Source organism: Pseudoalteromonas sp. 1CM17D (assembly GCF_023161805.1).
Taxonomy (GTDB): domain Bacteria; phylum Pseudomonadota; class Gammaproteobacteria; order Enterobacterales; family Alteromonadaceae; genus Pseudoalteromonas; species Pseudoalteromonas atlantica.
This window is the reverse complement of record NZ_JALNTP010000009.1, coordinates 38909-63531: the sequence shown is the minus strand read 5'-3', so window position 1 is coordinate 63531 and position 24623 is coordinate 38909. Positions and strand designations below refer to the sequence as shown.

The 24623-nt window shown below is 39.6% G+C and carries 21 protein-coding genes; 7 read left to right on the top strand and 14 right to left on the bottom strand.

Going from position 1 to position 24623, the window contains the following annotated elements; translation table 11 throughout:
* The 6 genes from MSC25_RS15425 to MSC25_RS15400 form a co-directional block, all read right to left on the bottom strand.
* Positions 1–1104, bottom strand: a complete 1104-nt coding sequence (locus tag MSC25_RS15425) for a HupE/UreJ family protein (protein WP_248443901.1) — start codon at positions 1102–1104, stop codon at positions 1–3.
* Complete coding sequence (locus MSC25_RS15420) at positions 1101–2129, bottom strand: tetratricopeptide repeat protein (RefSeq protein WP_248443900.1); 1029 nt, start codon at positions 2127–2129, stop codon at positions 1101–1103. The genes MSC25_RS15425 and MSC25_RS15420 overlap by 4 nt, the downstream gene beginning before the upstream one ends.
* A 56-nt stretch (positions 2130–2185) precedes the next feature.
* A complete protein-coding gene (locus tag MSC25_RS15415) occupies positions 2186–2698 on the bottom strand; it encodes an Ig-like domain-containing protein (RefSeq protein ID WP_126009051.1) in 513 nt (170 codons plus the stop codon).
* A gap of 10 nt (positions 2699–2708) precedes the next feature.
* A complete protein-coding gene (locus tag MSC25_RS15410) occupies positions 2709–4301 on the bottom strand; it encodes a DUF4331 domain-containing protein (RefSeq protein ID WP_029771656.1) in 1593 nt (530 codons plus the stop codon).
* Between the two features lie 376 nt (positions 4302–4677).
* Complete coding sequence (locus MSC25_RS15405) at positions 4678–5361, bottom strand: anti-sigma factor (protein WP_248443899.1); 684 nt, start codon at positions 5359–5361, stop codon at positions 4678–4680.
* On the bottom strand, positions 5358–5882 hold the full coding sequence (locus MSC25_RS15400) for a sigma-70 family RNA polymerase sigma factor (protein WP_024031922.1): 525 nt from the start codon (positions 5880–5882) through the stop codon (positions 5358–5360). The genes MSC25_RS15405 and MSC25_RS15400 overlap by 4 nt, the downstream gene beginning before the upstream one ends.
* Positions 5883–6339: 457 nt before the next feature.
* Here MSC25_RS15400 and MSC25_RS15395 point away from each other — a divergent pair, with 457 nt between their 5' ends.
* Positions 6340–7959 (top strand): diacylglycerol kinase family protein, encoded by a 1620-nt coding sequence (locus MSC25_RS15395; RefSeq protein ID WP_248443898.1) that lies wholly within the window; start codon positions 6340–6342, stop codon positions 7957–7959.
* Positions 7960–7997: 38 nt separating this feature from the next.
* Here the strand turns inward: MSC25_RS15395 and MSC25_RS15390 are convergent, their stop codons facing one another.
* Together MSC25_RS15390 and MSC25_RS15385 are read right to left on the bottom strand one after the other, a co-directional pair.
* Entirely contained in the window at positions 7998–8306 is a 309-nt protein-coding gene (locus tag MSC25_RS15390) for a VF530 family protein (RefSeq protein ID WP_004588743.1), read from the bottom strand.
* Between the two features lie 54 nt (positions 8307–8360).
* Entirely contained in the window at positions 8361–8663 is a 303-nt protein-coding gene (locus MSC25_RS15385) for a DUF1496 domain-containing protein (protein ID WP_004588742.1), read from the bottom strand.
* A 117-nt stretch (positions 8664–8780) separates the two neighbouring features.
* Here MSC25_RS15385 and MSC25_RS15380 point away from each other — a divergent pair, with 117 nt between their 5' ends.
* Complete coding sequence (locus tag MSC25_RS15380) at positions 8781–9014, top strand: TIGR02647 family protein (protein WP_004588741.1); 234 nt, start codon at positions 8781–8783, stop codon at positions 9012–9014.
* Here MSC25_RS15380 and maiA read toward each other — a convergent pair.
* A complete protein-coding gene (gene maiA, locus MSC25_RS15375; protein WP_024031919.1) occupies positions 9011–9640 on the bottom strand; it encodes a maleylacetoacetate isomerase in 630 nt (209 codons plus the stop codon). The two genes, MSC25_RS15380 and maiA, sit on opposite strands and share 4 nt — an antisense overlap.
* Positions 9641–9645: 5 nt before the next feature.
* Entirely contained in the window at positions 9646–10944 is a 1299-nt protein-coding gene (hmgA, locus tag MSC25_RS15370) for a homogentisate 1,2-dioxygenase (protein WP_248443959.1), read from the bottom strand.
* 415 nt (positions 10945–11359) lie between these two features.
* On the opposite strand from hmgA, the gene MSC25_RS15365 reads away from it, so the two are divergent.
* Positions 11360–11785, top strand: coding sequence for a MarR family transcriptional regulator (locus MSC25_RS15365; RefSeq protein ID WP_121638441.1), 426 nt, complete (start codon positions 11360–11362; stop codon positions 11783–11785).
* A gap of 212 nt (positions 11786–11997) precedes the next feature.
* Here MSC25_RS15365 and MSC25_RS15360 read toward each other — a convergent pair whose 3' ends face one another.
* On the bottom strand, positions 11998–15141 hold the full coding sequence (locus MSC25_RS15360) for a TonB-dependent receptor (protein ID WP_024031917.1): 3144 nt from the start codon (positions 15139–15141) through the stop codon (positions 11998–12000).
* A gap of 330 nt (positions 15142–15471) precedes the next feature.
* Positions 15472–16317 (bottom strand): S1/P1 nuclease, encoded by an 846-nt coding sequence (locus tag MSC25_RS15355; RefSeq protein WP_054981842.1) that lies wholly within the window; start codon positions 16315–16317, stop codon positions 15472–15474.
* Between the two features lie 233 nt (positions 16318–16550).
* Here MSC25_RS15355 and MSC25_RS15350 point away from each other — a divergent pair, with 233 nt between their 5' ends.
* Positions 16551–17432 (top strand): hypothetical protein, encoded by an 882-nt coding sequence (locus tag MSC25_RS15350; protein WP_004588735.1) that lies wholly within the window; start codon positions 16551–16553, stop codon positions 17430–17432.
* Positions 17425–18369 carry a hypothetical protein gene (locus MSC25_RS15345; RefSeq protein ID WP_248443897.1) on the top strand — a complete coding sequence of 315 codons (945 nt, stop codon included), beginning with the start codon at positions 17425–17427 and terminating at the stop codon, positions 18367–18369. The genes MSC25_RS15350 and MSC25_RS15345 overlap by 8 nt, the downstream gene beginning before the upstream one ends.
* A gap of 41 nt (positions 18370–18410) precedes the next feature.
* Here the strand turns inward: MSC25_RS15345 and ushA are convergent, their stop codons facing one another.
* The gene (gene ushA, locus MSC25_RS15340) at positions 18411–20033 is read right to left on the bottom strand and encodes a bifunctional UDP-sugar hydrolase/5'-nucleotidase UshA (protein ID WP_248443896.1); all 1623 of its coding nucleotides are present in this window, start codon (positions 20031–20033) and stop codon (positions 18411–18413) included.
* Positions 20034–20329: 296 nt separating this feature from the next.
* On the opposite strand from ushA, the gene MSC25_RS15335 reads away from it, so the two are divergent.
* Positions 20330–21088, top strand: coding sequence for a peptidylprolyl isomerase (locus tag MSC25_RS15335; RefSeq protein WP_248443895.1), 759 nt, complete (start codon positions 20330–20332; stop codon positions 21086–21088).
* A 48-nt stretch (positions 21089–21136) separates the two neighbouring features.
* On the opposite strand, the gene MSC25_RS15330 is transcribed toward MSC25_RS15335, so the two are convergent.
* Positions 21137–21556: an MAPEG family protein gene (locus MSC25_RS15330; RefSeq protein ID WP_004588731.1), complete on the bottom strand. Its 420-nt coding sequence runs from the start codon at positions 21554–21556 to the stop codon at positions 21137–21139.
* Positions 21557–21724: 168 nt separating this feature from the next.
* Here MSC25_RS15330 and MSC25_RS15325 point away from each other — a divergent pair, with 168 nt between their 5' ends.
* Positions 21725–24616, top strand: coding sequence for an insulinase family protein (locus MSC25_RS15325; RefSeq protein WP_248443894.1), 2892 nt, complete (start codon positions 21725–21727; stop codon positions 24614–24616).
* Positions 24617–24623 lie beyond the last annotated feature (7 nt).

Genomic DNA, 24623 nt, shown 5'->3' with positions numbered 1-24623 from the left:
CTAAATGCGCTCTACGCACCACAATAGTGCCATTGCAGCGATAGTAAGGGAGCCAATTGGCATCACCCACTTTATGTAAATAGGTTTATTGCGCATGGTTAGTAACACCGGCAGTGCAATACACAATATACTCAGCTGCCCAAGCTCTACACCTAAGTTAAACGCTAAAATGCTGAGCAATTGATAATCGCTCGAGAGCCCAAGCTCACCAAGTACACTGGCAAAGCCCATTCCATGTAACAAACCAAACGCAAAAGTAAGCCAGCCAAGGCGTAATATAACCGGCCATACATTGTTTAAAGCCGCAAATAATACCGAAATTGCAATACCCAGCTCTACCCAGCGGCTACTTGGCGAAACAAGATTAAGAGCCGTAGCAGTAAGGGTAAGTGAATGCGCAAGGGTAAACGCAGTCACAATCCACGCAGTGTGCTTAATAATGTGCTTTTTACTTGCTATTGCCTGCCAGTGACTTTCAGTGCGTGTTAAAACGCAGGTTAAAAGTAGTGCGATTAAAAATAAAATATGGTCAATGCCAATCCAAATATGCAACACGCCTTGATAAACATATTGGTTAAAAGTCGTTAAATAACTCGATTGCTCAGTGGTAAAAGTGTGCTGTTGCTCATCTATAGTGAAAACCCGCGAAACCTGATTTACATTTACAATAACTTTGTGGTTTGCGTCTTGGTTAAAAAAAGCGCGGTACGTTAACGTTACATCTGCATCAGTGTTACAGCTAAAAACTAGCGGCAACACTAAATATGCTTCATTAAAATGATTATCTAATTGGTAGTTATCGGTAATTGTTAATGGGCAAGTTTGCTCATTTTGTAAAACCGATAGAGTATTTTTGGCATAGCGATTAATAGCCGTCTTTTGTGATTTTAATTCGCCCCAGCTTATTTGTGTGTCTTGGTTAACGTCAAGCGCAATGTGCTGTTCTAAATCGCTAATATTTATTTGCCAGGTGCCTGTGTATTGCTTTTCGTTGTTGGTATTATCCAGTGAAATGTAGCTTGTGCTCAACTGATGTGCTTGCACGCTAAAGTTGGCAAATAGCGCAACTATAAATAAAACAAATAACGCGTTTATTTTACTCATAAAGAATCCCTAACCATCGTATTTGCTTGGCTTAGTAAGTGTTTATCTGTACTCATTTTTACTTGCTGCCAATTTATATTTGCCCAGTATTGTGCCTTGGCTTGGTTTGCTTGTACATGAATATAGTAGTTAGCTAAGTCGTTGGCATGGAAGGTATCTTGGCGTTGTTCACGTAATTTTACGCGCTGTTGCATGAGCGGTTGCCACACCGTATTAGTGTGCTTATTACTACGTTTTTCAGCTATGGCTAACTTGAGCAAAATAGCGTCTTCGAGCGATGTGTGGCTATTGGCAAGTTTACCGAGTGTATTAAGCACTTTTTCAGGGTTGTTTTGCTGCAGTTGAATATCGGCCCACAGCACAATAAGGCTTACCGGGGCTGTGTTTAAATCAATATTATTTATATGCTGCTGCGCACGGGTGAATTTATTAAGTCTAAATGCCATTTCGCTGAGCACATGTTTTGTCGCTAAGCTGCTGTTTTTGTTTTGCGTAAGCTTAACTAACGCGTGATAACTTTCACTAAGTTTGCCCTGTTGGCTTTGTACATCTAGTACACACGTGCTGGCCGTTAATAGGCTGGTGTTACCAATTAATGCCACACAATGGCGCTTAGCTTGTTCAAATTTGCCTTGTGTCATCAACATATTAGCGAGTAATAAATGGGTGTTTACATGATCTGGCTGGGTTTTTAATACGTTATTAGCAACGTCTATGGCACGCGAAAACGCATGCTCCTTTTGAAGTACCCGTGCATATAAATAACCGGTTTGTGCAGTTGCAGAAGCGGTATATAGGTTTTTTAAGCGTTTTTTTAATACACCTTGATAGCGCTCTGTTTGGCCTATGTATTGGCTATTTAGCACCAGCGCAGTGAGTTGCTCCAGGGTTAAATTAGCACTTAATGTTGCATTGCTTGAGGCAATAATTGCGTTATCTTTTGGGGTAATTGGTTTTGCAAGCACGTTATTTACACACAGTGCAGCGCAAAAAACAAAGAGCATTTTTTTATAATGACTGCGCATTGTTTTATCCTCTTAAAAAAGCCATCCATGGCCATCAGCTTAATTTACTTACTGAGTTAGTTACCAGAAGCGCCCGATGAAATACCGCTTACGTCTGTGTCTGTATTGATAAAGACACGTCCGTTGGTAGATAGCGGTTGCGCAGTGGGGCTTTGATTAAATGCGTCGCTTGCAAATTGTGCAAAGTCCACTTGCAGTGCTTCAATGGTTATATTTACCGCTGCAGTCACTTGCTGGTTAACACCGTCTGATACACCAAACATAAAGCTGTCGCTACCGGTTGCTTCTTTGTTTGGGGTATAGGTAAAGCTGCCATCGCTATTTACTACAGCGTTACCTAATGTCGGCTGCGAAGTTAATGTGTATGTTAATGTATCGCCATCAGCATCGGTTGCCACTAACATGTCGTTAATTTCAACTTCTGTTTGTGTGGTTAACATTGCATCACTAGCACTGGGCGCAGAATTTACAACCGGTGTGGGTTGTTTGTTATCATCATCACTGCTACACGCGCCTAGTGCCAAAGCGCATAACAATATACTGCTATGGGTAAGGTTTAAATTACGCATACGTTACTCCTTATTTAGAGCCTGCAAGTGGGGTGGCTAAGTATGGGAAAGTGGCATCCATCATGCTTGCATCAACTGGAGCACCATCAGTGAATGGCACTGTACCTACATCAGCATCCTCTGGTGTACATAGACCTAAGTCGGTGTCTTCACCATTTACAGGAATAGGATGACATAAACGCCCCATTACCACGCGAAGTGCAATATCAACGACATCGTCACCAGGACGGCGCCCGTTTGGAAAACCTGCTAAATCATCACCGGCTACACCAAATGCAGACTGATCAGTTTGTGCTGTCGCTGCAATTGCAGTATTTAAACGTAGCATTTCTGATGGCGTTACGGTGGCTTGTTGGTTTACCCCTGCAAAACCAGTTAAAAATGCGGTGATTAAATCAGTACGTGGAAAGTTAGTTGGAGCAAGAGTTTCTAAATTAGCGCCAAGTGTGGTATTTACTGCATCTTTAAATAAAATATTTAACAGCTCTGGTAAAGACGGGTGCGAAACGTAATCTAAAAACTGTGCATCGTCTTTAGGGTGAGCCGTTGAGAAGGTATCTTTGTCTTTAATACCAATAACTAGCTCATTAACTAATGGATTACCTAAGCGTGAAACCTGCGTTAATGCACCGCCATTTACCGCGTTATCTGCAAATTTAGCGTTAGGGTTTAAAATGCGTGCTTGAGGTAGGCTCGCTGTTGTCCATGAACCAATTACGCCGTTGCCTTCACCTACAATACAGCTTTTAGGCATTTCAACTGCAATTGAGGTAACGTTTTTATCTACGAGGTCGTCATTCTCACTGCTTTGTGTAATCCCTCCAGGGAAACCACCGCCATCCCCAGCACCTGGCGCACTATCACCTTCAACGGGAACGTAATTTACTAAATCGAATGTTTTACCTAAGTTAACGACAAATGGGTCTTTGCGCTGACCAACAAATACTTTGGCCATACTGTCACAGCCTGGTACCGAAACTTGATAAACAAACTGATCTGCATAGGTTTGGTAATCAGCCATTGAACCAAATGTTTTGTCACCAATATAATCAAGCGGTTTATTAAACGTGGTTGAACTGGTGGTGGTATTACTTAATGCTGTACTGGTCCCCGTGCGTTGTGGACCGCTTATCATGCTGAGTGTGTATGACTCGCTAAAATTAGCGGCGCTATCATCACCTGCTGCTACACCACCAACGTTTTTAAGAGGTACAGATACAGTACGCTGATTATCTTCTGGGCCAACGGTTAATTGCACGCCTTGATTATCGTTTGGCAGCATACTGGTAAAATTAAAAGCAAAGGTAATATCCTCAACTGCATCACCGTCGTTATCAATATGAATACTGTAGGTTGCATCTGGGTCCATAGCAAAGTAGTTAGGGCCGCCGTAGGCATCTTGTAGAGGAATATAGTTGGCAATAAATGTAACGTAGTCGTCTCTGCCTGCTTCATAACTATTAAATACGTAAAAGTCGGTAGAGTCTAAGGTTGGAAAGCGGCTAATGTTCGGCGCTTCACGATGACTTGATGCCTCGCTAGAGGTGCTTACTAAGGTACTGCATACTACTACTGCGAGTATAGATGGAGTTAAAGCTTTCATGACTTTTTCCTTTAGTTTTGATTGGAGTCATAACTAATAACGAAGCAAAAAGCACAATGGATGCAAAAAAGTTAAATATTTTTTATTATTGTTAATAAAGGGGTGTTTAACGTTCAAGATTAAATTTTCAGCAGGCTGTTTTGCATTTAGATAAGGAAGTGATAAGAGAGTGATAAAGAGGCTGAAGCGGTTTGGTTTTATACTTATTACAGGGGGTGTATGCAATTAAAATAACGCAGCAGGTATTGAGCACACAATATGATAAGCATCGCACTGCGATTAAGCCTACTTTAGTTTAATCAAATATTAATGGTTACCCAAGGTAAATAAAAAGGTTGGCCAAACAAAGTTTGACCAACCAGTCGCGTTTATTTAGTTATAAAATAACTAAATCTGTCGTGTACAGTACTTGTGTTGGTACGCCGTTTGGCGAGCCACCTAAAGGCTCTAAGCTAACAGCGAGTAGGGCAATGTCTTGTGCCTTAAAGCGCGTGCCTTTGAGTAACTGTTTTTCACCGTTTTTAGGCAGTAGACCCAACGAAATTGGCGTGTCTTGCCCTTTTAAAATCATCCACAGCTCGTAGTCTTTATCGGTTTGCGCAACGAGTTTATCACTGGCTTTAACCGATAATGTTTGCTCATCTACGTTAATAAACCACAGTGATTGCTTATCTTGATTTTGTACTAAAGCAATTTGTTGGCTGTATTGGGGCTGAGTTGTGGGCTGAATTACCAAAAATGCTAAGATAATACAGGCAGCTGTGGCTATAAATGACCAATTGCGCCACAGCGATGTACCTGGTTTGATCACCGTTTTAACGGGTTGGTTGGTGTGTTCTAATGTATTTAAAATATTCTGCCACACTTGCGCGCTGGGTGTTTGAGGCGTAATTGCACTGGCTAAATCATTTAAATTTTGCTCCCACATTATAGTGGCTTCTCGGGCTTGCGGTAAGCTGAGCATTAAGCGTTGAAAACGTTTTCGTGCCAGGCCTTTTAAAGTACCTAATACATACTGCCCTGCTAAAGCATCCAGTAATTCTGGTTTATTATAATTCATAATGTTAAACACCTCTGCAACTGCTGCAAACCACGCCTGATCCAGCTTTTAACTGTGCCTAAGGGCGTTTCTATGTGATTGACTAACTCACCATGGCTTAGCCCTTTGTAATAGGCTAAATGAATGGCTTGTTTTTGTTGGGGGTCAAGTTGCTCAATACAATTAACAAGTTTGGTTTGTTCGTCGTAACTAACATCGACTGCTTGTTCGTCGTATTCATCGTCACCCATTGCCTGCTCTTTTCTTACCTTATGATAACGCAATGCATCTAAGCTGCGGTATCTCACAATGCTTATCATCCAGCTAATAACTGTGCCTTTAGATGAGTTGTACTCTGACGCGTTATGCCAAATTTTTATAAATGCCTCTTGCAGTACTTCTTCTGCGTGCGCGCGGTTTGACAGCATATTTAAACTAATCGCAAAAAGCTTTGCGCTTGTTTGCTGATACAAATCAGCAAACGCGGCTTTGTTACCCTGTGCTGTTTTACACAAAAGAGGAAGTAAATTGTCGTTTTCCATAAGGTTCCTGTTGTTTTTATTATTACCGAGGTGTGTTGAGCTTCGTGAATTAAAAATTGTTTTATTTAAGCACAACCTAATCGCTTTGAAATAGAGATTAAACAGGCTGTTATAAATTTAACCAATAAAGATAAACACACTCTCAATAAACGTGTGAAAAGAGTGATTGGATGCAAAAACTTTTAAGCTGACATTTATATTAGCTGCTGTACACATTGAAACAAGTTTTAAATATAAACAGTTACCTTTGAGTAGTGAGAAAAAATGACCGATTACTGTGTAAAAAGCGTCTAATATGCGAATACAGCTAAAGCTAGCTACTTTTATTTATTTTATATCAGTTACTTAGTGTTGTTTTTGTTCCTAAAAAACAACTTTTGTTGGCGTGTAAATTGCTACTACACTTATACACAGCTGTAAAAAAATGTGCCAAAACAGTAAAAATAAAGGAGAAAATATGTGGGCTGCAACGAGTTATTTAATTTTAGCGTTAATTTTTATATTTATAGGGTGGGAGGTTAACTCGGTATATTTTGCAGTGGTATTTTACTGGAGTGCATTGTCGTTAATTCTTGTCAGTGGTGCTTACATTTTTAATTTGGCGAAAATTTTTAGAAAGCGTGAAAATGGTGTCATCCCATTTTATATTCGCTGGGCATTTGTGCCTTTTTTACTGGGTGCTCAAATTTACAATGCGTATTCTCGCAAGCACGATAAAGTCCCTCCCATTCAAAAAATTAACGACCATTTATTTTTAGCATGCCGATTGTTCCCCTCTGATATAGATACGTTAAAAGAAAACGGCATAACGGCAATATTAGATGTAACGTGTGAGTTTGATGGCTTAGAATGGAGCTCTACACAAGAAAATATTAGCTATTTAAATATTCCGGTGCTTGATCATAGTGTGCCTACCCATTCGCAATTAAACCAAGCCATTAACTGGATACATCATCATATTAAAGAAGACCGCCGCGTGGTAGTTCACTGTGCACTGGGCAGAGGGCGTTCGGTATTTGTTATGGCAGCGTATTTACTGAGCCAAGATAAAAACGCCGATGTTCACCAAGTGCTCGCGCAAATAAAAGAAACCCGCGAAACCGCAAATCTTAATAAGCATCAGCTTCGTCATTTAGCAAAGCGACATAAAAAGGGCGAGCTAGTTATTAAAAACAAAGCCGTTATTATTGCAAACCCTGTGTCGGGTACCAAAATGTGGCAAGACAAAGAGCATTTAATAGTGGCTAGGTTGTCGGCGTATTATGATTTAGAAGTATTAACCACCACCAAAGAAATAGACGGTATTGAGCTTGCTAAACAAGCCATTAAAGATAAGCCAGATATAATAATTGCCTGTGGCGGCGATGGAACCGTGACAGAGGTAGCAAGTGTCTTGGTAAACACTCAGTGCAAGCTGGGTATTATCCCAATGGGCACAGCCAATGCATTAGCGCATGTGCTTATGGGTATTAGCTCTAAAATCATTCCTGTTGAGCAGGCCTGCGATCTTATTATTGATGGGCAAACCCAAACAATTGATACGGCCTATTGTAATGACGAGCTTATGCTGTTGTTAGCTGGGATTGGTTATGAGCAATCAATGGTAGAAAAAGCAGATAGAGACTCAAAAAACGAATCGGGTCAGCTTGCCTATTTAAGTGGTTTTTTTCAGGCATTTAGTGAGCAAAAAGCGCAAACCCTTTATGTCACCCTTGATGATAATCAAACGCAGGAAGTAAATACAAATAGCTTTATTGTGGCTAATGCTGCGCCATTTACTACGTTATTAGCCCAAGGAGGTGGTCAGCCCGATCACGAAGATGGCCTATTAGACATTAATTGGCTGCTACCTAGTGATGAAAACACCACTCGCGTGTTAAGCATTGCTGAACTTATGTTTAGTAGTATTACACAAACGCATTTAGCAATTAGCTCACATCACACTAACGCTAAAAAAGTAACGATTACCGCAGACGAAGAAATTAAGTATGTACTGGATGGTGAAATTAAAACAGCGGATACGCTTATTATTACAGTTGACCCTGCCTCGTTAAAAGTAATTAGTAAGGAATTATAAAATACAAAATGCACGTATTTAACGTGCATTTTTGTGTATTACTTTTTAATGCTTGGCCAAACAAAACCACTGCTATCGCTTTGGCTGGCAGGCTTAGGGCGCTGAGCGCTTTTGGGTTTACGCAGCGGCTTGTTACTTAACGTATGTAAGTAGAGAGCTTCAACTTTATCGCGTGCCCAAGGGGTTTTACGCAAAAATTTTAAGCTTGATTTAATACTTGGTGAGTCGGTAAAACATTTAATGTTTACTTGCTCGCCCATGGCTTTAAACCCTAAGCGCTGCTCAAGCTCTACTAAAATTTGTTCTAACGTTACCCCATGAAGAGGATTTTTTGGTTGATTATCCATAGCCATACTACTTATTTAAACTGTGCGCATTGTAGCGTAAATCCTGTTTTAGCGCTAATTGACCGTAATGGTTTTAGGCTTCGTGGGATAAACAATATTGCCTTTTTTATCTAATTTTAGCCAAATTAGCTCACTGTTATTATGTTGCGGGTTATTAGCAGCGCACACTAAGGTAAAAGAATGTACTTGCACCAGCGCGCCTTCACTATAACGTTTGTTGTCGTACCAACAAATATCACCATTATTAATAATCTCATTAGCGTCAATAATAGAATGCGTTTTGACTGTTTTTGCATAACTGCTAGGGGCTAAAGTGAACGCAATTAAAAAAATAAATAAAACCATAATATGGCGCATGAGTAACCTCGAATTTTGATAGTTTAAAAATAGTACACACGATTAAAAAACATGCTAGGGTAAGTAATAGCGTTAAACAACACTGACTTAAACACACAATTATAAAAAGGTGAACACATGCAATTTAATCAAACAATGATAGATGAATTTACGTTATTAGCTAAATTTCCACGTGAGAGCAAAATGCAAGGGATTAAGTTACATTCGGATGCTGAACCAAATTTATTAAGCGCGGCACAAAGGTTGTTTGATAAAGGCGTGATAGACAGCCCAGATGGCGGCTATTTAACCGAACTGGGCCTTGATTTAATAGAGCACGTGAGTGTTATTCACTGCGCATTAAAAAGTTAAACTGCATCGCGCTGATTTTGCGGCGCGGCGTCACTAAAAGCGGGTAATGCATTACAACGTGCATAAATGGCTGCAATTTTTGGATACGCAGCCATATCTACATTAAAACGCAACGCATTAAATACCTGTGGCACTAAACATATATCAGCGAGAGTGGGTGTATTGCCTACGCAAAACTCATTGTTTTCACTTAGCATCATTTCAATTTTTTCAAACCCAAGCTCTACCCAATGCCTATACCAGGCGGCTTTAGCTTGCTCGTCTACACCCAATTCGTTACTTAAATACTTCAGCACTCGTAAATTATTTACTGGATGAATATCACATGCCACTGCATAGCTAATATTACGAATTTGCGCTTTTTGCCATGCAGTGCCATAAATTAACGGCGTTTGCGGATAGCTTTCATCTAACCACTCTAAAATAGCGAGTGATTGCGCTAATACGCCTTCGTCCGTTTCAAGAGCAGGAAGTAAACCTTGCACATTTTTATCTAAGTAAGGCTGCGCTAGCTGTTCCGATTTAAGTAAATTAACGAATTGCATATCATGCTCAATGCCTTTTAAATTAAGTGCTATGCGTACACGGTATGCGGCAGATGAGCGAAAGTAGCTGTATAGTTTCATTGTTATTATTCCTCGCCTGTAAAATGTTTTGTGATACTTCGCCAGCACTGAGTGTAATTAGTTTGGCGCTCTTTTCCTTCAAGGGCATATCTAGTGGGGGATATTATGTAACGAGACTCAAACATAAAGGCCAACGTGTTCTCGTATTTTTGCGGTGCCAGCTCAGCGTTAGATGCTTTTTCGAATACCTCGGCTTCAGGCCCATGTGGTGACATACAATTATGCAAACTAGCGCCTCCTGGTACAAACCCGTGCTCTTTTGCATCGTAAACCCCTTCTATTAACCCCATAAACTCACTCATAATATTGCGATGATAGTAAGGAGGTCTAAATGTATTCTCTGCCACCATCCAGCGCGGTGGAAAAATTACAAAATCTACATTTGCCATGCCTTCAGTGGCTGAAGGGGAGGTAAGTACAGTAAATATAGAAGGATCTGGGTGGTCAAAACTCACGGTATTAATAACATTAAAACGCGCTAAGTCGTATTTGTACGGTGCGCTGTTACCGGTCCAAGCAACTACATCAAAAGGCGAGTGTGTGATAGGGCAACTAAATAAATGACCGTTAAATTTAGTGACTAATTCAAAGCTACCTTCTTTATCTTCAAATGCAGCGACAGGGTATTTAAAGTCTCTGTCGTTGGCATAGCCATTTGCCCCGACGGGGCCGCGCTCGGCAAGTTCAAATGCGTGACCATAGTTTTCACAAATGTAGCCACGTGCGGTTTCATCAATTAAATCAACCGAGAATTTAATCCCGCGAGGAATGACGGCAATTTCCCCCGGCTTTACTGTGAGCTTTCCGCATTCAGTGTGTAATAACAGTTTGCCATGCTGAGGCACAACCAACAGCTCACCATCGGCATTACAAAAATAACGCTCTTGCATAGAACTGTTAGCAACATAAACATGAATACCAATACCGGTTTGCCCATTGGCACTGCCATTTGCAGCCATGGTAATTAAGCCATCAATAAAATCAGTAGGCTTTGTGGGAATATCAATAGGGCTCCAGCGCATCATTGTAGGTGGCGTAATTGCTTCAGTTATAGGCGCTGTTCTTATTAGTGCGTTATCTATAGCGGTGTATTCACCTTGTACCACCGATGGACGAAGGCGGTACAGCCACGTGCGACGATTAGCGGCTCGCGGTGCCGTAAAGGCCGTGCTGCTAAATTGCTCGGTGTATAAATTGTACTTCACCTTTTGTGGGGTAAATTGCCCAACAGGCAATGCACCGGGTAGCGCTTCGGTTTCAAACTCATTGCCAAAACCGCTCATGTAGTTTATTTCGCTGGCCATATTTAGATCCTGTGAGAGTGACATTGTTTTATCTTTCTAGGGCCTGTTTATCTTTCGAAGTTGAATTTGCAGCAGTCTGTTTGGGAATTAGGCAAGGCAGAGCCTATGCAGTGTGGTTGTTCCCCATAAATAGGCGATAACGTAGCATAAATGCCAAACAGGCGCTGCCCGAAGGGTTCTGCCTAGGGGCCATTTACTCTTTGTTGCTCGGTTTTTACTTAGCCCACTAGGTTACAAACCTCGCGCCGCGATTAAATGGCCCCTAGATTGAACAAATTTCAATCCTGAAAGGTCAACAGGCCCTAATTAGTTTAAAGTACTCTCAAGTGAGAGTAATTTCAAATGGGCGCATGTTTTAGCCTGTAAATAAAAATGCACAGTTTTCACAGTGTGTAAATGCGATGAGAAAGTAATAATGGAAATAGATCTAGAGCAGTTTTTGCCCTATCAGTTAAACCAAATGGCAAATCTCATAAGCGATGATTTTGCGCGTGTTTATCAGCAAAAATACAACTTAACCATCCCTCAATGGCGGGTGTTGGCAAACTTAGCACAATATGGCAAAAGCAATGCAAAAGATTTATGTACACAGGCCAATATGGACAAGTCAACGGTTTCACGAGTTATAAAATCATTGCTGCAAAGAGGGTATGTTGAAGCACAACTAAATCAGCAAGATAAGCGAGTAACGCAGGTTATGTTAAATGAGCAGGGCAATGCACTTTACAAGCTCATAGCACGTGATGCACAAAACTGGGAAGCACAATTAGCTGAAAAATTTAGTAAGCAGCAACAAGTCCAATTGCTAAATTTACTAAAAGAGCTTAAAGGTGCCTTATAAAATCAATTCGCAATAATACTTAATCATTTTGAGGGGCTAAATGTGTCGCTATTTGCGTTATAAAATTCATATTTAGAAAACTAAATAAGGATTTTTTGCCTAGCTCTCAACACATTTATCTATCATTAAAATAGATCATTTAATTAAGCTGGTTGGTAAAAAAAAGCCCATCAAAAGATGGGCTTTAATTAGTCGTTTTTACGCTAATGCGATTAGAAAGTGTAGCGAACACCTACACGCATTTGCCATAATGACGCATCAGATTGTACTGATGTATTTGCGTTGTTTTCATTAAAGCCAGAGTAAACGTAACGGCCTTGCTCATCAATTGATGTTGAAATCATGCTAGCGCCAACGAAAGGACCTTTTTTAAGTACGCCCCAATCATCGTTTAATAGGTTAGTTAAGTTATCAATTACGAAGAACGCTTCACCTTTATGGCCATCCATAAAGCCTGGTAATTCTTGAGTAACTTTAAAGTTAAATTTAACAAACCAATCTGAGTTTTCAGCATTACGGCCAGTGATTTCACCACGCTCTAAACCGTTAGACGCGATAAAATCGTTAAACGCGTTAATTTCATCAGCGCTCATGTCGTAAACAACGTTAGGATCGTTTTCAAGTGGTACGTAAAGTAACTGACGGTCACCATTCCAGTTAGCATCGCCCCATACATTTTCGTCGCTACCATCAAATGTGTAGCTGTATGGTAAGCCTTTGTATGCTTCACCGTATAGGTTAAAGCGAGTAGCAAAACCATCAACAAACTCATGCGTGTAGCCAAGCGTCATAGTAAAACGATGTGGGATTTCGTAATCTGATGATGCAACACCAGGGTTACCAGGATCCGTTAGCGCAATATTACCGTAGTTTGAGCCCGCAACAGAGCTTGTCATTGGGTTAACATCGTCTGAATCTGTGTATGCGTAACCAAAGTTAACGCTTACGCCATTGTCAAACATTTTGCTTACAGCTAATGAAATAACCGATGAATCACCGCTATCACCACTTACATTTGTAAGAAGGTATTCACCATCACGGCCTTCGATTGACTCGTAAATAGGACGACCATCAAATGTAGTTTCGCCCGAATCCTGAAGTGCGATGTCGCGCATTAAGGCAGCATCTTTCTTCTTAGAGTATAAGTAATCAAGTGAAATAACATACTCGTTTTCAGTTGTGTATGTTGCACCGATTGAGTATTTCCACTCTGAAGGAATTTCAAAGTCTGGGTCAACTGCATTTACTGTAGCATCACCTGAGCCAATTACAGTGTTAGCAACTTCATCAAACATCTCTTGCGGTACTTCAAAACCAGGCGCGCCGCCATTTACGTTTGGCGTGTTGAATAAATCAACCGAGCTGCGGAATGTACCGATGTTTGTAATACCATCGTTAGAGTAAGAGTTAGATAACCAAACATTTGGGTTACCACCAGAGAATAAGCCAACACCAGCACGAACTTCTAACTCGTCTGTTGCATACCACTGGAAGCCAACACGTGGTTGAAGTAAATCAATACCATCAAACGTGCTTTGGTTACTAAAACCATAGCGGTCAGTATAGTTTTGGTTAAAGTTTGGTACGTCATCACTTGTGTATTTATCGTAGCGTAAACCAAATGTGATGTTTGCATCTAAGTCTGTAAATGCATATTCGTCTTGAACATAAAACGTATGCTGAGCGTATGAGAAACTTGCAGCCGCATCGTTAGGATCATTAGTACCGGCAGCATTGTTGTAGTAAACAGCGTTTGCGATACCTTGCTCAAATAAATCAATACCCGTTACGTCTGAATCTCTTTCGTTATAAAAACGGTACTCGCCTTCAGTATGTTGTACGAATAAGTTAAATACGTCTAACTCTTCAAACTCATAGCCAGCTGTAATGGTATGTTGGTCAAGGTAGTAAGTACCAGCTACTTTAAATGTAGTGGTATCGTAATCTAAATCATTTGATTGACGAGAATCATCTGGACCAATGTAAACTGTACCACCGTTACCTGTGCTTATTTGCATTTCACCAAAGCTGCTTGCAGCATCAAGCGATTGTACCGTTGCGTCTAATTCTGATTTACCAATACGAACTTCAGTTGAAAAATCATCTGACCAATCTGAATACACAGACGCGATAATTGAAGTAAATTCTGCACTTTGGTCGTAAAAGTGGTTTGATAGTGAAACACGGCTAGAACCAGTGTCTGACTGTGAAACCGTATTACCGTCGTTGTAGTTGTAGATTAAGTTTGCACGGTGATCTTCGTTGATGTTCCAATCTAATTTAACTAAGATTTTTTCATCTTCAACCGGCATACTTGAAGGAGTACCGCCTACGTCATAGCCATATACAGTTTGAGCAATGTTTGTAATACGAGCAATATCATCTGCTGTTACACTGCCGCTGCTTAAACCGTCGTAGTTAAACTGTTGCACACCTTCAAGCTTTTCGTATGAAGTGAATAAAAACAGTTTATCTTCGATTAACGGTAAGCCAACGTTAAAGCCGTAACGTTTTTCGGTGTAGTTACCGTTATCAACGTCTTCGCCTTCGATTTTATCGCCTTTTAATGAATCGCTTGTGTAATCATAGAAGATGCCACCGTGAACTTCATTTCCACCAGATTTTGTTACCGCATTAATGTTACATGAGGTAAAGCCACCGTACTGTACGTCAAATGGTGCTAGCTCAGCTGAAACTTGCTCAATTGAATCAAACGAGAAAGGGGCACGAATAGTAGGGTAACCGTTAGAGCTTAAACCAAAGTTATCGTTCATACGAACGCCATCTAGCGTTAAGCTGTTGTAACGAGGGTTACCACCACCACAGTTGATTGAACCACGGCTATCATCAATTGTGATACGCGGGTCAATACGAATGATATCTTTTAAATCACGGTTAATAGCAGGCGTGTTTTCAAGATCAGTTAAAGTAAATGTAGACGCTGGGCCAGTACCACCAGACATAGAGCTGATAGGTGCACCTGTTACTACAATTTGCTCCATGCTTGATTGTGGCTCAAGTGCAGCATTTACTGGGTAATCGTTACCAATGTTTAGGATAATGTTATTAAATTCTTGATCAGCATAAACATCAGAATCAACGATTACCTTGTAAGGACCACCAACACGAAGGCCTTTAGCAGTAAAGTAACCTGCATCGTTTGCTTCTGTTGTTTTAACTGAGCCAGACGGTACGTGTAAAATTGTTATTTTGGTACCTGGAGCTGGGTTACCGTTTGGACCGGTAATTTGACCCTTAATCGCAGAGGTTGTTTCGTTGGCGAATGCAGCGCCACTTACACTTACACACGCAGCGATAGCAAGTGAGAGTGCTGTTTTTTGAAGTTTAGTCTTCATTTTCATTTCCCGTGAAAGTTATAATTAAATTGTTATTTTAAGTAGTATAAAGTCAGCAGTGTTGTTGAATTTATACTCTTGTAATATGCAAAATTAATTTGCACAATTTATACTTGTATACTTAACTAAATTTGGATTAATTACTTATTGTTATGTTACCGCCGTTATGTGACAGTATTATGAAATGCAAATTTTATAATTCCTTTTACAATTAATTATTTACATTTTGTAATTAATACATTTTTAGCTGTATTATTTTAGCTATACTCCAGACCGTGTATAAACATAAATTAATTCCCGTGTGTAGGTTTTTTATTTATAGGTTGATTGTTATTTTGTCGTTATTTTTAATTTTTTGTTGTCATCTGACGAATCAAATAAATAGTTCAATACACCCGCAAGCCTAACGCCTGCTTTTTGCAAACGCTGCTTAACAAGCGGATTGTATTTGAAAACATAACTATAGCTCACTTCATCACTGGTTGAGGTATAAATATCTTCGGCCAGTTTGTGAGATTCCATCAGCCAAGTAGTAGGGCTGCTGTTTAAGTATGTTTTAATTAATGCTGCATCGTCGGTATCTATAAACTTAGCGTATTCAGTGTAAGCTAAGTTTTCATTTTCTATTAATCCAGTGTCCCAAAGGCTATGCAAATTGGTTTCGTTGTCAAAAAAATCAACTTTAATTAAATTGCCGCCTCTATCTTCACTTCGCCCAGCATGAAATGGTTGATGGCTGTCGCCAACCAAGTGAACTAAAAATTTTAAAGCAAACTGTTTTTCATTAAGGGAAGAGGTAGATGACTGAAGTGTATTAATAGAGAAGTAAATACCTTCTAGAATATTTGTTACATCGTCTTTGCTGTGTGTATGTGCGTGATTTAGAGAAAGTGTTTTATTTTTAGGAAGGTTTATGTAATGCCAGCGTGAAGATTTTTTACGCCAAAATAGTTCAGGACTAGATCGCATTTCATCTGCCCAAGTAGAAATTTGAGCTAGGGATTGTCCTTCTAATAGTGGCAACAGGTTCTGCACTGTTTCGTCACTCAAATGTTGCTCTGCAATATGCCCAACAATTCGATGACCATTTTGACCCCACGCATACGCTTTAGAAGTTGTAAAAACAGCACCAATTATTAACGTTGTTGCTACGAGAGTAGCAATTTTAATGCGCATCAATGTTTCCTGCATTTATTTTTATTCACCTATTAGCTGGTGTGAACATTGTGATTGTTTTTGCTAAATATAGAAAGGAGTCAAGAGTATTCATTATTTCTTATTCATAATTGCGTTAAATCAATGGCTTACCTTTGATGGGTAAAATTACCTGTTGTAATAAGTAAATAATATTGTTCAAATAAAGCCTTAGGGTTGTTAGGTACATCTTATTGATGGGGTTTGGAAAGGTCATGTTACATAAACTGTCGTTTGTTACACTTTTGTTTCTGGTTATGGTTGCTGCATGGTCTGTTGGAAAGGTGAGCGTTAAAAGTGATGAAATAAATTTCCCAGAACTAATAAAAACGTCAACACAATGTTATACAACAGCCAGTGAAAACAAAAATCAGCTTATTGTATTTACGCCATCGCAAAGCGTGGCAGAGAAGCTTACAGAGTCTCTATGCCTTGATACCGTGGTAACGAAACAATACGGTTCAGTTAAAGGTTACTGGGGTGACAGTACAACGGAAAGCTTCGATTTTGTCGGCAAAGGGATTGCAGACCTCGTACTTGCAAAAAATAATATAATGGATGCCTTTAATGCAGAGCTAACTTATAACTATCAATCTGTGGTGGGCTTTTCTGATTACACCGCATTTTTTATCTCCTCAAAAGAAAAACCACGCTTAACAAAACAATACTTTTTAGATAAGCGTATAGGCTTATTAGATTACCCTACAAGCCGCTCTGGCCATATACTTCCAAAGAAAATGTTTAAAGATTTAAATATCAACTTAGCCAATTTAGATATTACTTACGCTAGTTCGCACAGCGAGCTTCGTGACTTATTAGCTAATGGGCAGGTCGATATTATTGCGTCTTTTTGGAAAGAAAGTGATGCTGCTCGTTTTTCAAAAAATTATATAACCCCTTTGAGTAATAAAATTTCAGGTTCGCGCTGGTATCTAAAAATGCAGCAAAACAATACAGACCTTTTATGTGCTGTACAGCGTCATATTCTTGATATGTCAAAGGAGCAGACACTGAGTTATTACAAAGAGGCGCAATCTTACTGGGATTGCAGTTCAGAGCAGGTAACAGCTAAAGATGAGAGCGTTAAAAATGGATAAGTATAAATATGTTTTTTTTGGCTGCGCTGTTTTTATTATTAACTGTTTAGTGTTTTATGTGTCTGTAATTAATGAGCAGAGTGACGCTATTAAACGCCAGGTTATTGAAACCGAAAAACAAGTTGCACTGGATTTACCGTTAATTGCGCTCTCTAATGAGCTTTTAAAGCACTCGGGTAACCAACATGCAGTGCAAGACTACTTATTAAAGCTCAACGGCTATTTAGACAATAACCTTCGCTTAGTTAAAATTGTGCCAAAATCTGCTAAACCTTTAACTTTAAAGCCAAACCAGTTTGTAAGAACACTCAAATCGAGCACTACCCATGTCTCTTTAGTGTTTGAGAAAAACGCACAGTTTTGGTCAGAAAACAGATTTTTAATTTGTTTGTTATTTTTAGTTTTGAGTATTTTATTTAGCAAATGGCTGAAGTCTATTATAGGTATGCCTGTAGATGCTAAAGGCCCATCACTAAACGCTGATACTGGCTTAGGAAAACCAAAAGAGCTGGCATTGATCATTGATTTAAACACTAAAACACTCAGTAATAGTTATATGCCTGAGGCTACAGTGTGTTTAGCTAACAAACCGTTATGCTTTTATTTAGCATTAATAGAGTTTTGTCGTGATAATAAAGATGTTGTGCTAAATCAAAATAAATACGTGCCAGATGAGCTTATAGAGCTTGCTAATAAGTACTTTTATAGGTTGATTGAGCTTGGGCATACTATACGCAAGCGGCCAAATTTTAATAGCAGCTTAGAAAAAACACTCAGTGAGATTCGTGCAGCCCTAGACGAAGTCTTAAACGAACACCCTGATATGAAAGACATTTATTATCCGCCTAAAGCATATGGCGAGGGCTCTCGCTCACGTTTACACAGTTACGGTTTAATAAATATTGCAAAGGGAAACATAGAAATAAAAGGAAAGTAGTCAGCTACTTTCCTTAAACATTATCTTTTAATAACGTTTTGTTATTTAGGTGCAAACTGCGCAGCTTTAAGTGGACTATTTTGCGATACAAAGGTTTTAAGTGCCTGGGCATCGGTTTCATCTGTGCTCACAAACCCTTTGAGTTTATTAATAGCAGGGTAACCGTCACCACCTGATGCGTTATAGCTATTTAAACTCATACGGTAAGTTTTATTTTCATCAAGTGGCTTACCATCAATGAGTACACTGACTAATTTGCCATTTTTACGGGTAAACGCTAATTTGTGATATTGCAAATAGGCACCTGCATCAACAGGGAAGCTGGTCACTGTTTCTAAGTAGTTCCATAAATCACGCCCTTGCCAGTCCATGTAAGTAATGCGATTTTTAAACGGGTGTACTTTTAAAATATCTTTATAGCTAATATCGCCAGCTTCAATAGAGCTTCTTATTCCGCCACCACTAATTAGGCCAAAGTCGGCGCCAACTACATTCATTTGTGCTTGTATAATCACACGCGCTAAATTAGTTTGTTGGTAACGTACCTTGTTTCTATCGCCCTCTAAACGCGCATCAACACTGCCAATTTTACCTGCAATTTGTTTTGCGCCTTTTGCTTGGTAACTTGCTAAAAAAGCTTCTAGGGTCGGATCGGGTTTAATGTATTCGTTGGCTAATACTTGTTTACTAGACCCATCGGCTTGAATTTCATCAACATATAAATTAACTGGCAGCAATTTATAATCTAGTAGGGTGAGCTTTTCGTTTTCTAGCTTAAACTCTGCCTTACCCACATACTTGCCCCACTCATGTGCTTGCATAATCCACGTGCCGTTTTGCTGATCGGGCTTACACGCAAGACCGGGTTTAAAGTTATCATCATTTTTATTTTTAGCTGCCATACAAACGGGCTCTTGCGAGTGACCACCAATAATCATATCTAAGGTATTAGCGGGTAAAGAGCGGGCAAGTGTGACATCGCCCGGGGCATTAATCCCAAAGTTTGCATCTACATAATGGCCCATGTGAGTAAGTGCAATAGTGATATCGGGTTTGTATTGCTCATTAATTTTTTTAGCGAGAGCTGCCGTCACATCAACGGGGTCTTTAAATTCTAAATGGCCAATATATTGTGGGTTAGCTATTTTAGCGGTGTCTGTAGTGGTAAGTCCTATAACCGCAATTTTTAAGCCCCCCTTTTCAAAAATTTTATAGCCTTGAAATGCGCTTTCCCCAGTTGCTTTATCAAAAATATTTGCAGACAGTAAGGGAAAGGTAGCCCATTGTTGCTGCTTAGTTAAAACGCTCAGTGGATTATCAAATTCATGGTTACCAATTGCCATAGCATCGTAACCGAGTAACGACATCCCCTTAAAATCAGGCTCTGCGTGTTGTAAGTCTGACTCAGGTATACCGGTGTTAATATCACCGCCAGAAAGCAGCAATACTGCATGGCCTTGCTGTTGAGCTTTGTTACGTAAAGCGTCAATTAACGTTTTACGCGCCGCCATACCATATTCACCTTTTTCGTTATGCCAAAAGCGCCCATGATTATCGTTAGTATGTAATACAGTAATATACTGTGGGGCAGTGGAGGTGTTTAAAGGTGAGTTTGTACAACCTATAACAGATAAAATAACTGAAAATAAAATAATTATACGCATGAAATACCCATTTATTATGGTGTGCTTAATTTATTAGGCGGTTAGTTTAAACTAATTTAGCGATAAATAACGTACTTATTTTATACTTTTTTATATTCGATTTTTAAAAGTAATATTAAATTATTAAATGCTTTTACACAAAGCGAATACAGCGAGTGTTATTTAAAAGAATATGTAATGAAGTGTAACTAAAAGGGTGTTAATTGTAGTTGTGCCTTCTAAATGCTTTTCCTTGGCGTATAGTGTGGATTGGTATTAACACTTAATTTAAATAACAATAACAAAAAGGACTCATAATGAAAAAGTGCCTGATTGGCTCACTACTTGCGTTTTCGTGCTTTACTAGCCAAGCCACTATTGTTGAAATGCAAACTTCGCACGGGGTGATAGAGCTTAACTTGTTTGATCAACAAGCCCCCAATACGGTTGCTAACTTTTTAAGTTATATTGAAGATGACGCATACAACCAAACCGTTATACACCGCTCAGTCAGCGACTTTGTAATACAAGGTGGTGGCTTTACATTTACCGACGAATTAGTGCCAATAACCACCAAGCCTGCTGTTGTTAATGAGCCTGTTTTATCTAATGTGAAGGGCACAATTGCGATGGCTAAATTAGCCAACGATGAAAACAGTGCAACGAGCCAGTGGTTTTTTAATATGGTTGATAATAGCGAAGCGCTTGATACTCAAAATGGCGGTTTTACAGTATTTGGGCAAATTACAGCACAAAGCCAAGCTACGCTCGATAATATTGCTGGATTGGTACACTGCGGCGATATCCCATTGGTTGATATAACCAGTGAACAATGCTCAAGTAGCGATGTCGCTCTGAGCAGCGCTAACTTTGTAACTATTAATAGTGTGGTGGTATTAGATGACGACCCGCTTTCATCTGCCAACTTAAACCCAACAGCCAATACATTAATAAGCCAAGACGATTCATCAGCAGAGGCTGGCTCATCAAGCAGTTCAGGTGGGAGTATGGGTGTTGGTTTTTGCTTAATTGCACTGCTTGGTGTGGGTAAACGCTTAAAACGCGCTAAATACTAATTATGTGTTAAACAGTAAATAAAGAAGCGGCTAATTAAGCCGCTTTTACTAAAATGCTAAAATTCGCCAAACAATCGCAAGCCATAAAGCAAACACACTGGCGCAGCCTAGTAAAAAAACATTAAAGCGCATTCTTACATTATTACTGCCAATATGAACAACCGTATGCACAATACGCGAAATAACAAATAAGCACGCAAGCGCAGTAATTAAGTAGCTAGCGCTGTTAAGTTGCAATGCAACAATACAACCGATATAAAAAAGCACTGGTATTTCAAACTGATTGGTAAAGTTTCTATCAGCTACGCGTACGGTATCGCCTGCGTTATCAAGGCGCATGGTTTTAAAATCGCTCAACTGTAATTGTTTGTTTTTTGCAGCAGCAAAGCGTCGCTTGCCCATAATTAACATTACAACGAGCGATAACGTTACTTGTGCAAACATGGCGAGTATTATTATTTTTTCCATCCTATTTCCTTCGTTATTATTTTACTGACTTTAAGTATGCAGGTGTTTTTCACAATGTGTTACATAAATTAGTATTATTTTGTGGTAAACCCTTAATTGTTAGTGTTAATTTAGCTCTATTACGTTGTTTTGAGCGCATCCTAAGCGCAATTTTAATGGAAAAACAAAATGAAAAAAATTCTTGGTTTTAGCGTCATCGCTTTAGCAGTTTTAAGTGGCTGTACTAATACATCATCTACCTCATCGGTTGCTAGTTCTTCGCAAAGCTCCTTACTCTCAGACACATTAGTTGTAAGCCCAAATGATTCGCGCGAATATAAAACCCTTACCCTCGAAAACGAAATAGAAGTCATTTTAGTCTCTGATCCAAGCGCTGAAAAATCAGCAGCATCGCTAAGTGTAGGCGTAGGCTTACTACACGACCCTATGATGCAGCAGGGTATGGCACATTACTTAGAGCATATGCTTTTTTTAGGCACAGAGCGCTACCCCGATACAAAAGGCTACTCTGACTTTATGACCAAAAATGGCGGGGTAAATAATGCGTATACCTGGCTCGATATTACCAACTACATGTTTAAAATTAATAACGATGCCTTTGATGAAGCGCTAGACCGTTTTGCTGATTTTTTTAAAGCCCCTAAGCTGTACCCAGAATATGCAGATAAAGAAAAAAACGCTGTAAATGCCGAGTGGTCAATGCGCCGCGAAATGGACTTTTTTGGCCAGTTTAAACTTGCCCGTAAAATGATGGGTGATCACCCGGCAAATCGCTTTTTAATTGGTAACCTAGAAACGCTAGGAGACAAAGAAGGCAGCCAATTACACAAAGAAACGGTCGACTTTTACAATAAATACTATTCATCTAATATCATGAAAGTGGCGCTTATTTCAAACTTGCCAATTGAGCAAATGGAGCAAAAAGCAAAAACTTATTTTGCCGATATCAAAAATAAACACATTGAAAAGCCAACCGTTACTGCAGAGCTTGATTTTGATAAAGCCGGTGGCAAAAAAGTATATTACTCACCTAATGAAGACGTAAAACAGCTGCAACTTGAGTTTACTATTAATAACAACAGCAGCGACTTTGCGGTTAAACCTAACCGTTATGTCAGTTATTTATTAAGTAATGAGATGCCAGGTAGCCCGGCACAATTACTACGCGACAAAGGCTGGGTATCGCAATTAACAGCGTCTCCTTCTCCTAGTCAGTACGGCAATTATGGCGCGCTTAATATTTCGCTTGAATTAACCGATGAAGGCATGAAAAACCGCGAAACAATTGTCGCAACTATTATGCAATACATTGAACTGATTAAAAAAGAAGGTGTAGATGCTAAGTACTTTAATGAAATTCGTACATCACTTAGCAATCAATTTAAGTTTTTAGAAAAAGGCGATGAGTTTAGCTATGTCAGCGCGCTTACTGGTAGCATGCAAGATTACCCATTAAATCATGCCATTGATGCGCCTTACTATTATGCCAAATTTGACGCAGAGGCGATAAACGAAGTACTTAAGCAATTAAATGCTGATACGCTGCGCGTTTGGTACATTTCGCAACAAGAAGAAACCGACTCGCAACTGCATTTTTATGATGGTAAATACCGCATAGAAGATATTAGCGATGCCGAAATTGCCAGTTGGAAAACATCAAGCGAGTTTAAGCTTGCTTTACCAAGTGTAAATAACTTACTACCTGAAAGCTTCGCGATTAAAACAGCTGAGTTTAAAGAGCAGAAACACCCTGAACTGGCTTACGATAAAAACGGCGTAAAAGTATGGCGCCAAGCAAGCCAAAAATTTGCTGCCCAGCCAAAGGGGTTGGTTGAGGTATATATTAATACCCAACCAGGCTTAAATGATATTAATGCTGAAGTACTTTACTCAGTATGGGCCGACTTATATAACATTCAACAAAGCCAACTAAGCACCGAAGCCGCCATTGCCGGTATGAGTGTAAACCTTGCGCCAAGTAATGGTTTAGTTTTATCAATGAGTGGCTTTACCGATAAGCAAGATGTACTTTTAAAACAAGCGCTAAGCGGGTTAAAAGCCGACGTAACTGCACAAGCCTTTACCCAAGCCATTGATCGCTACAAACGTGGCTTGTTAAATCAGCAAAAGCAATTTCCGTATGCACAAGCATTTGGCGCCTACTCAAAACTTATCCGCACTGGCAGCTTTGATACAGAGGCACTGATAAAAGCGGCAGAATCGTTAAGCGTTGCCGATTTAAACAAGCTAAAAACAGCCACATTTGCCACCAACGATTTACGTGTATTTAGCTACGGTAATTACAACCAACAAGATATAGAATCGATAGCCACTGAGTTAAGTGCCACTTTACCAAGCAATCATACATCGAGTGAGTTTGCGCGCAGTAAAGCATGGTTACCACAGCCAGGCGAAACGCGAGTATTGCAAAAAGATATTGATGTTGCCGATGTGGCAGTAGTTGATATGACTGTTCACCCAGTGCCAGGGTATAAACAAAAAGCGCAAGCCGCGGTGTTACAAAGCCACTTTAGAACCATTGCATTTGATAAAATGCGTACCGAAGAGCAGCTTGCATACGCTGTAGGTGCGCTGGCTCGCCCAATAGAGGAATACTCGGCAATTGGCTTGTTTATTCAAACACCTGTTAAAGGGCCAAAAGAAATACAGGCACGTTTTGATCAATTCAAAAAAGAGTACGCGGTAGAGCTTGATAATATGAGCTTAGATACTTTTGCTCAACTTAAAAATGCCACGCTTGTATCACTAAAAGAGCAGCCTAAAAACTTAAGCGATGAAATGGGGCCACTTATTACTGATTGGTATCGTGAAAACTTTAACTTTGACTCTAAGCAAAAGCTAATTGATGAAGTTGAAAAAGTAACGCTTGAGGATATTAAGCAGTACTACAAACAAACTATGCTAAACCCACAAGCCGCACGTTTAAATGTGCAGTTACGTGGTACTAAGTTTGTAGAAAGCGACTTTGCTGATTTACCAAATCAAACCAAAATTCAATCGCTTGAAACCTATTACAATGGTATTAAATTACAAAAATAAGCTATAT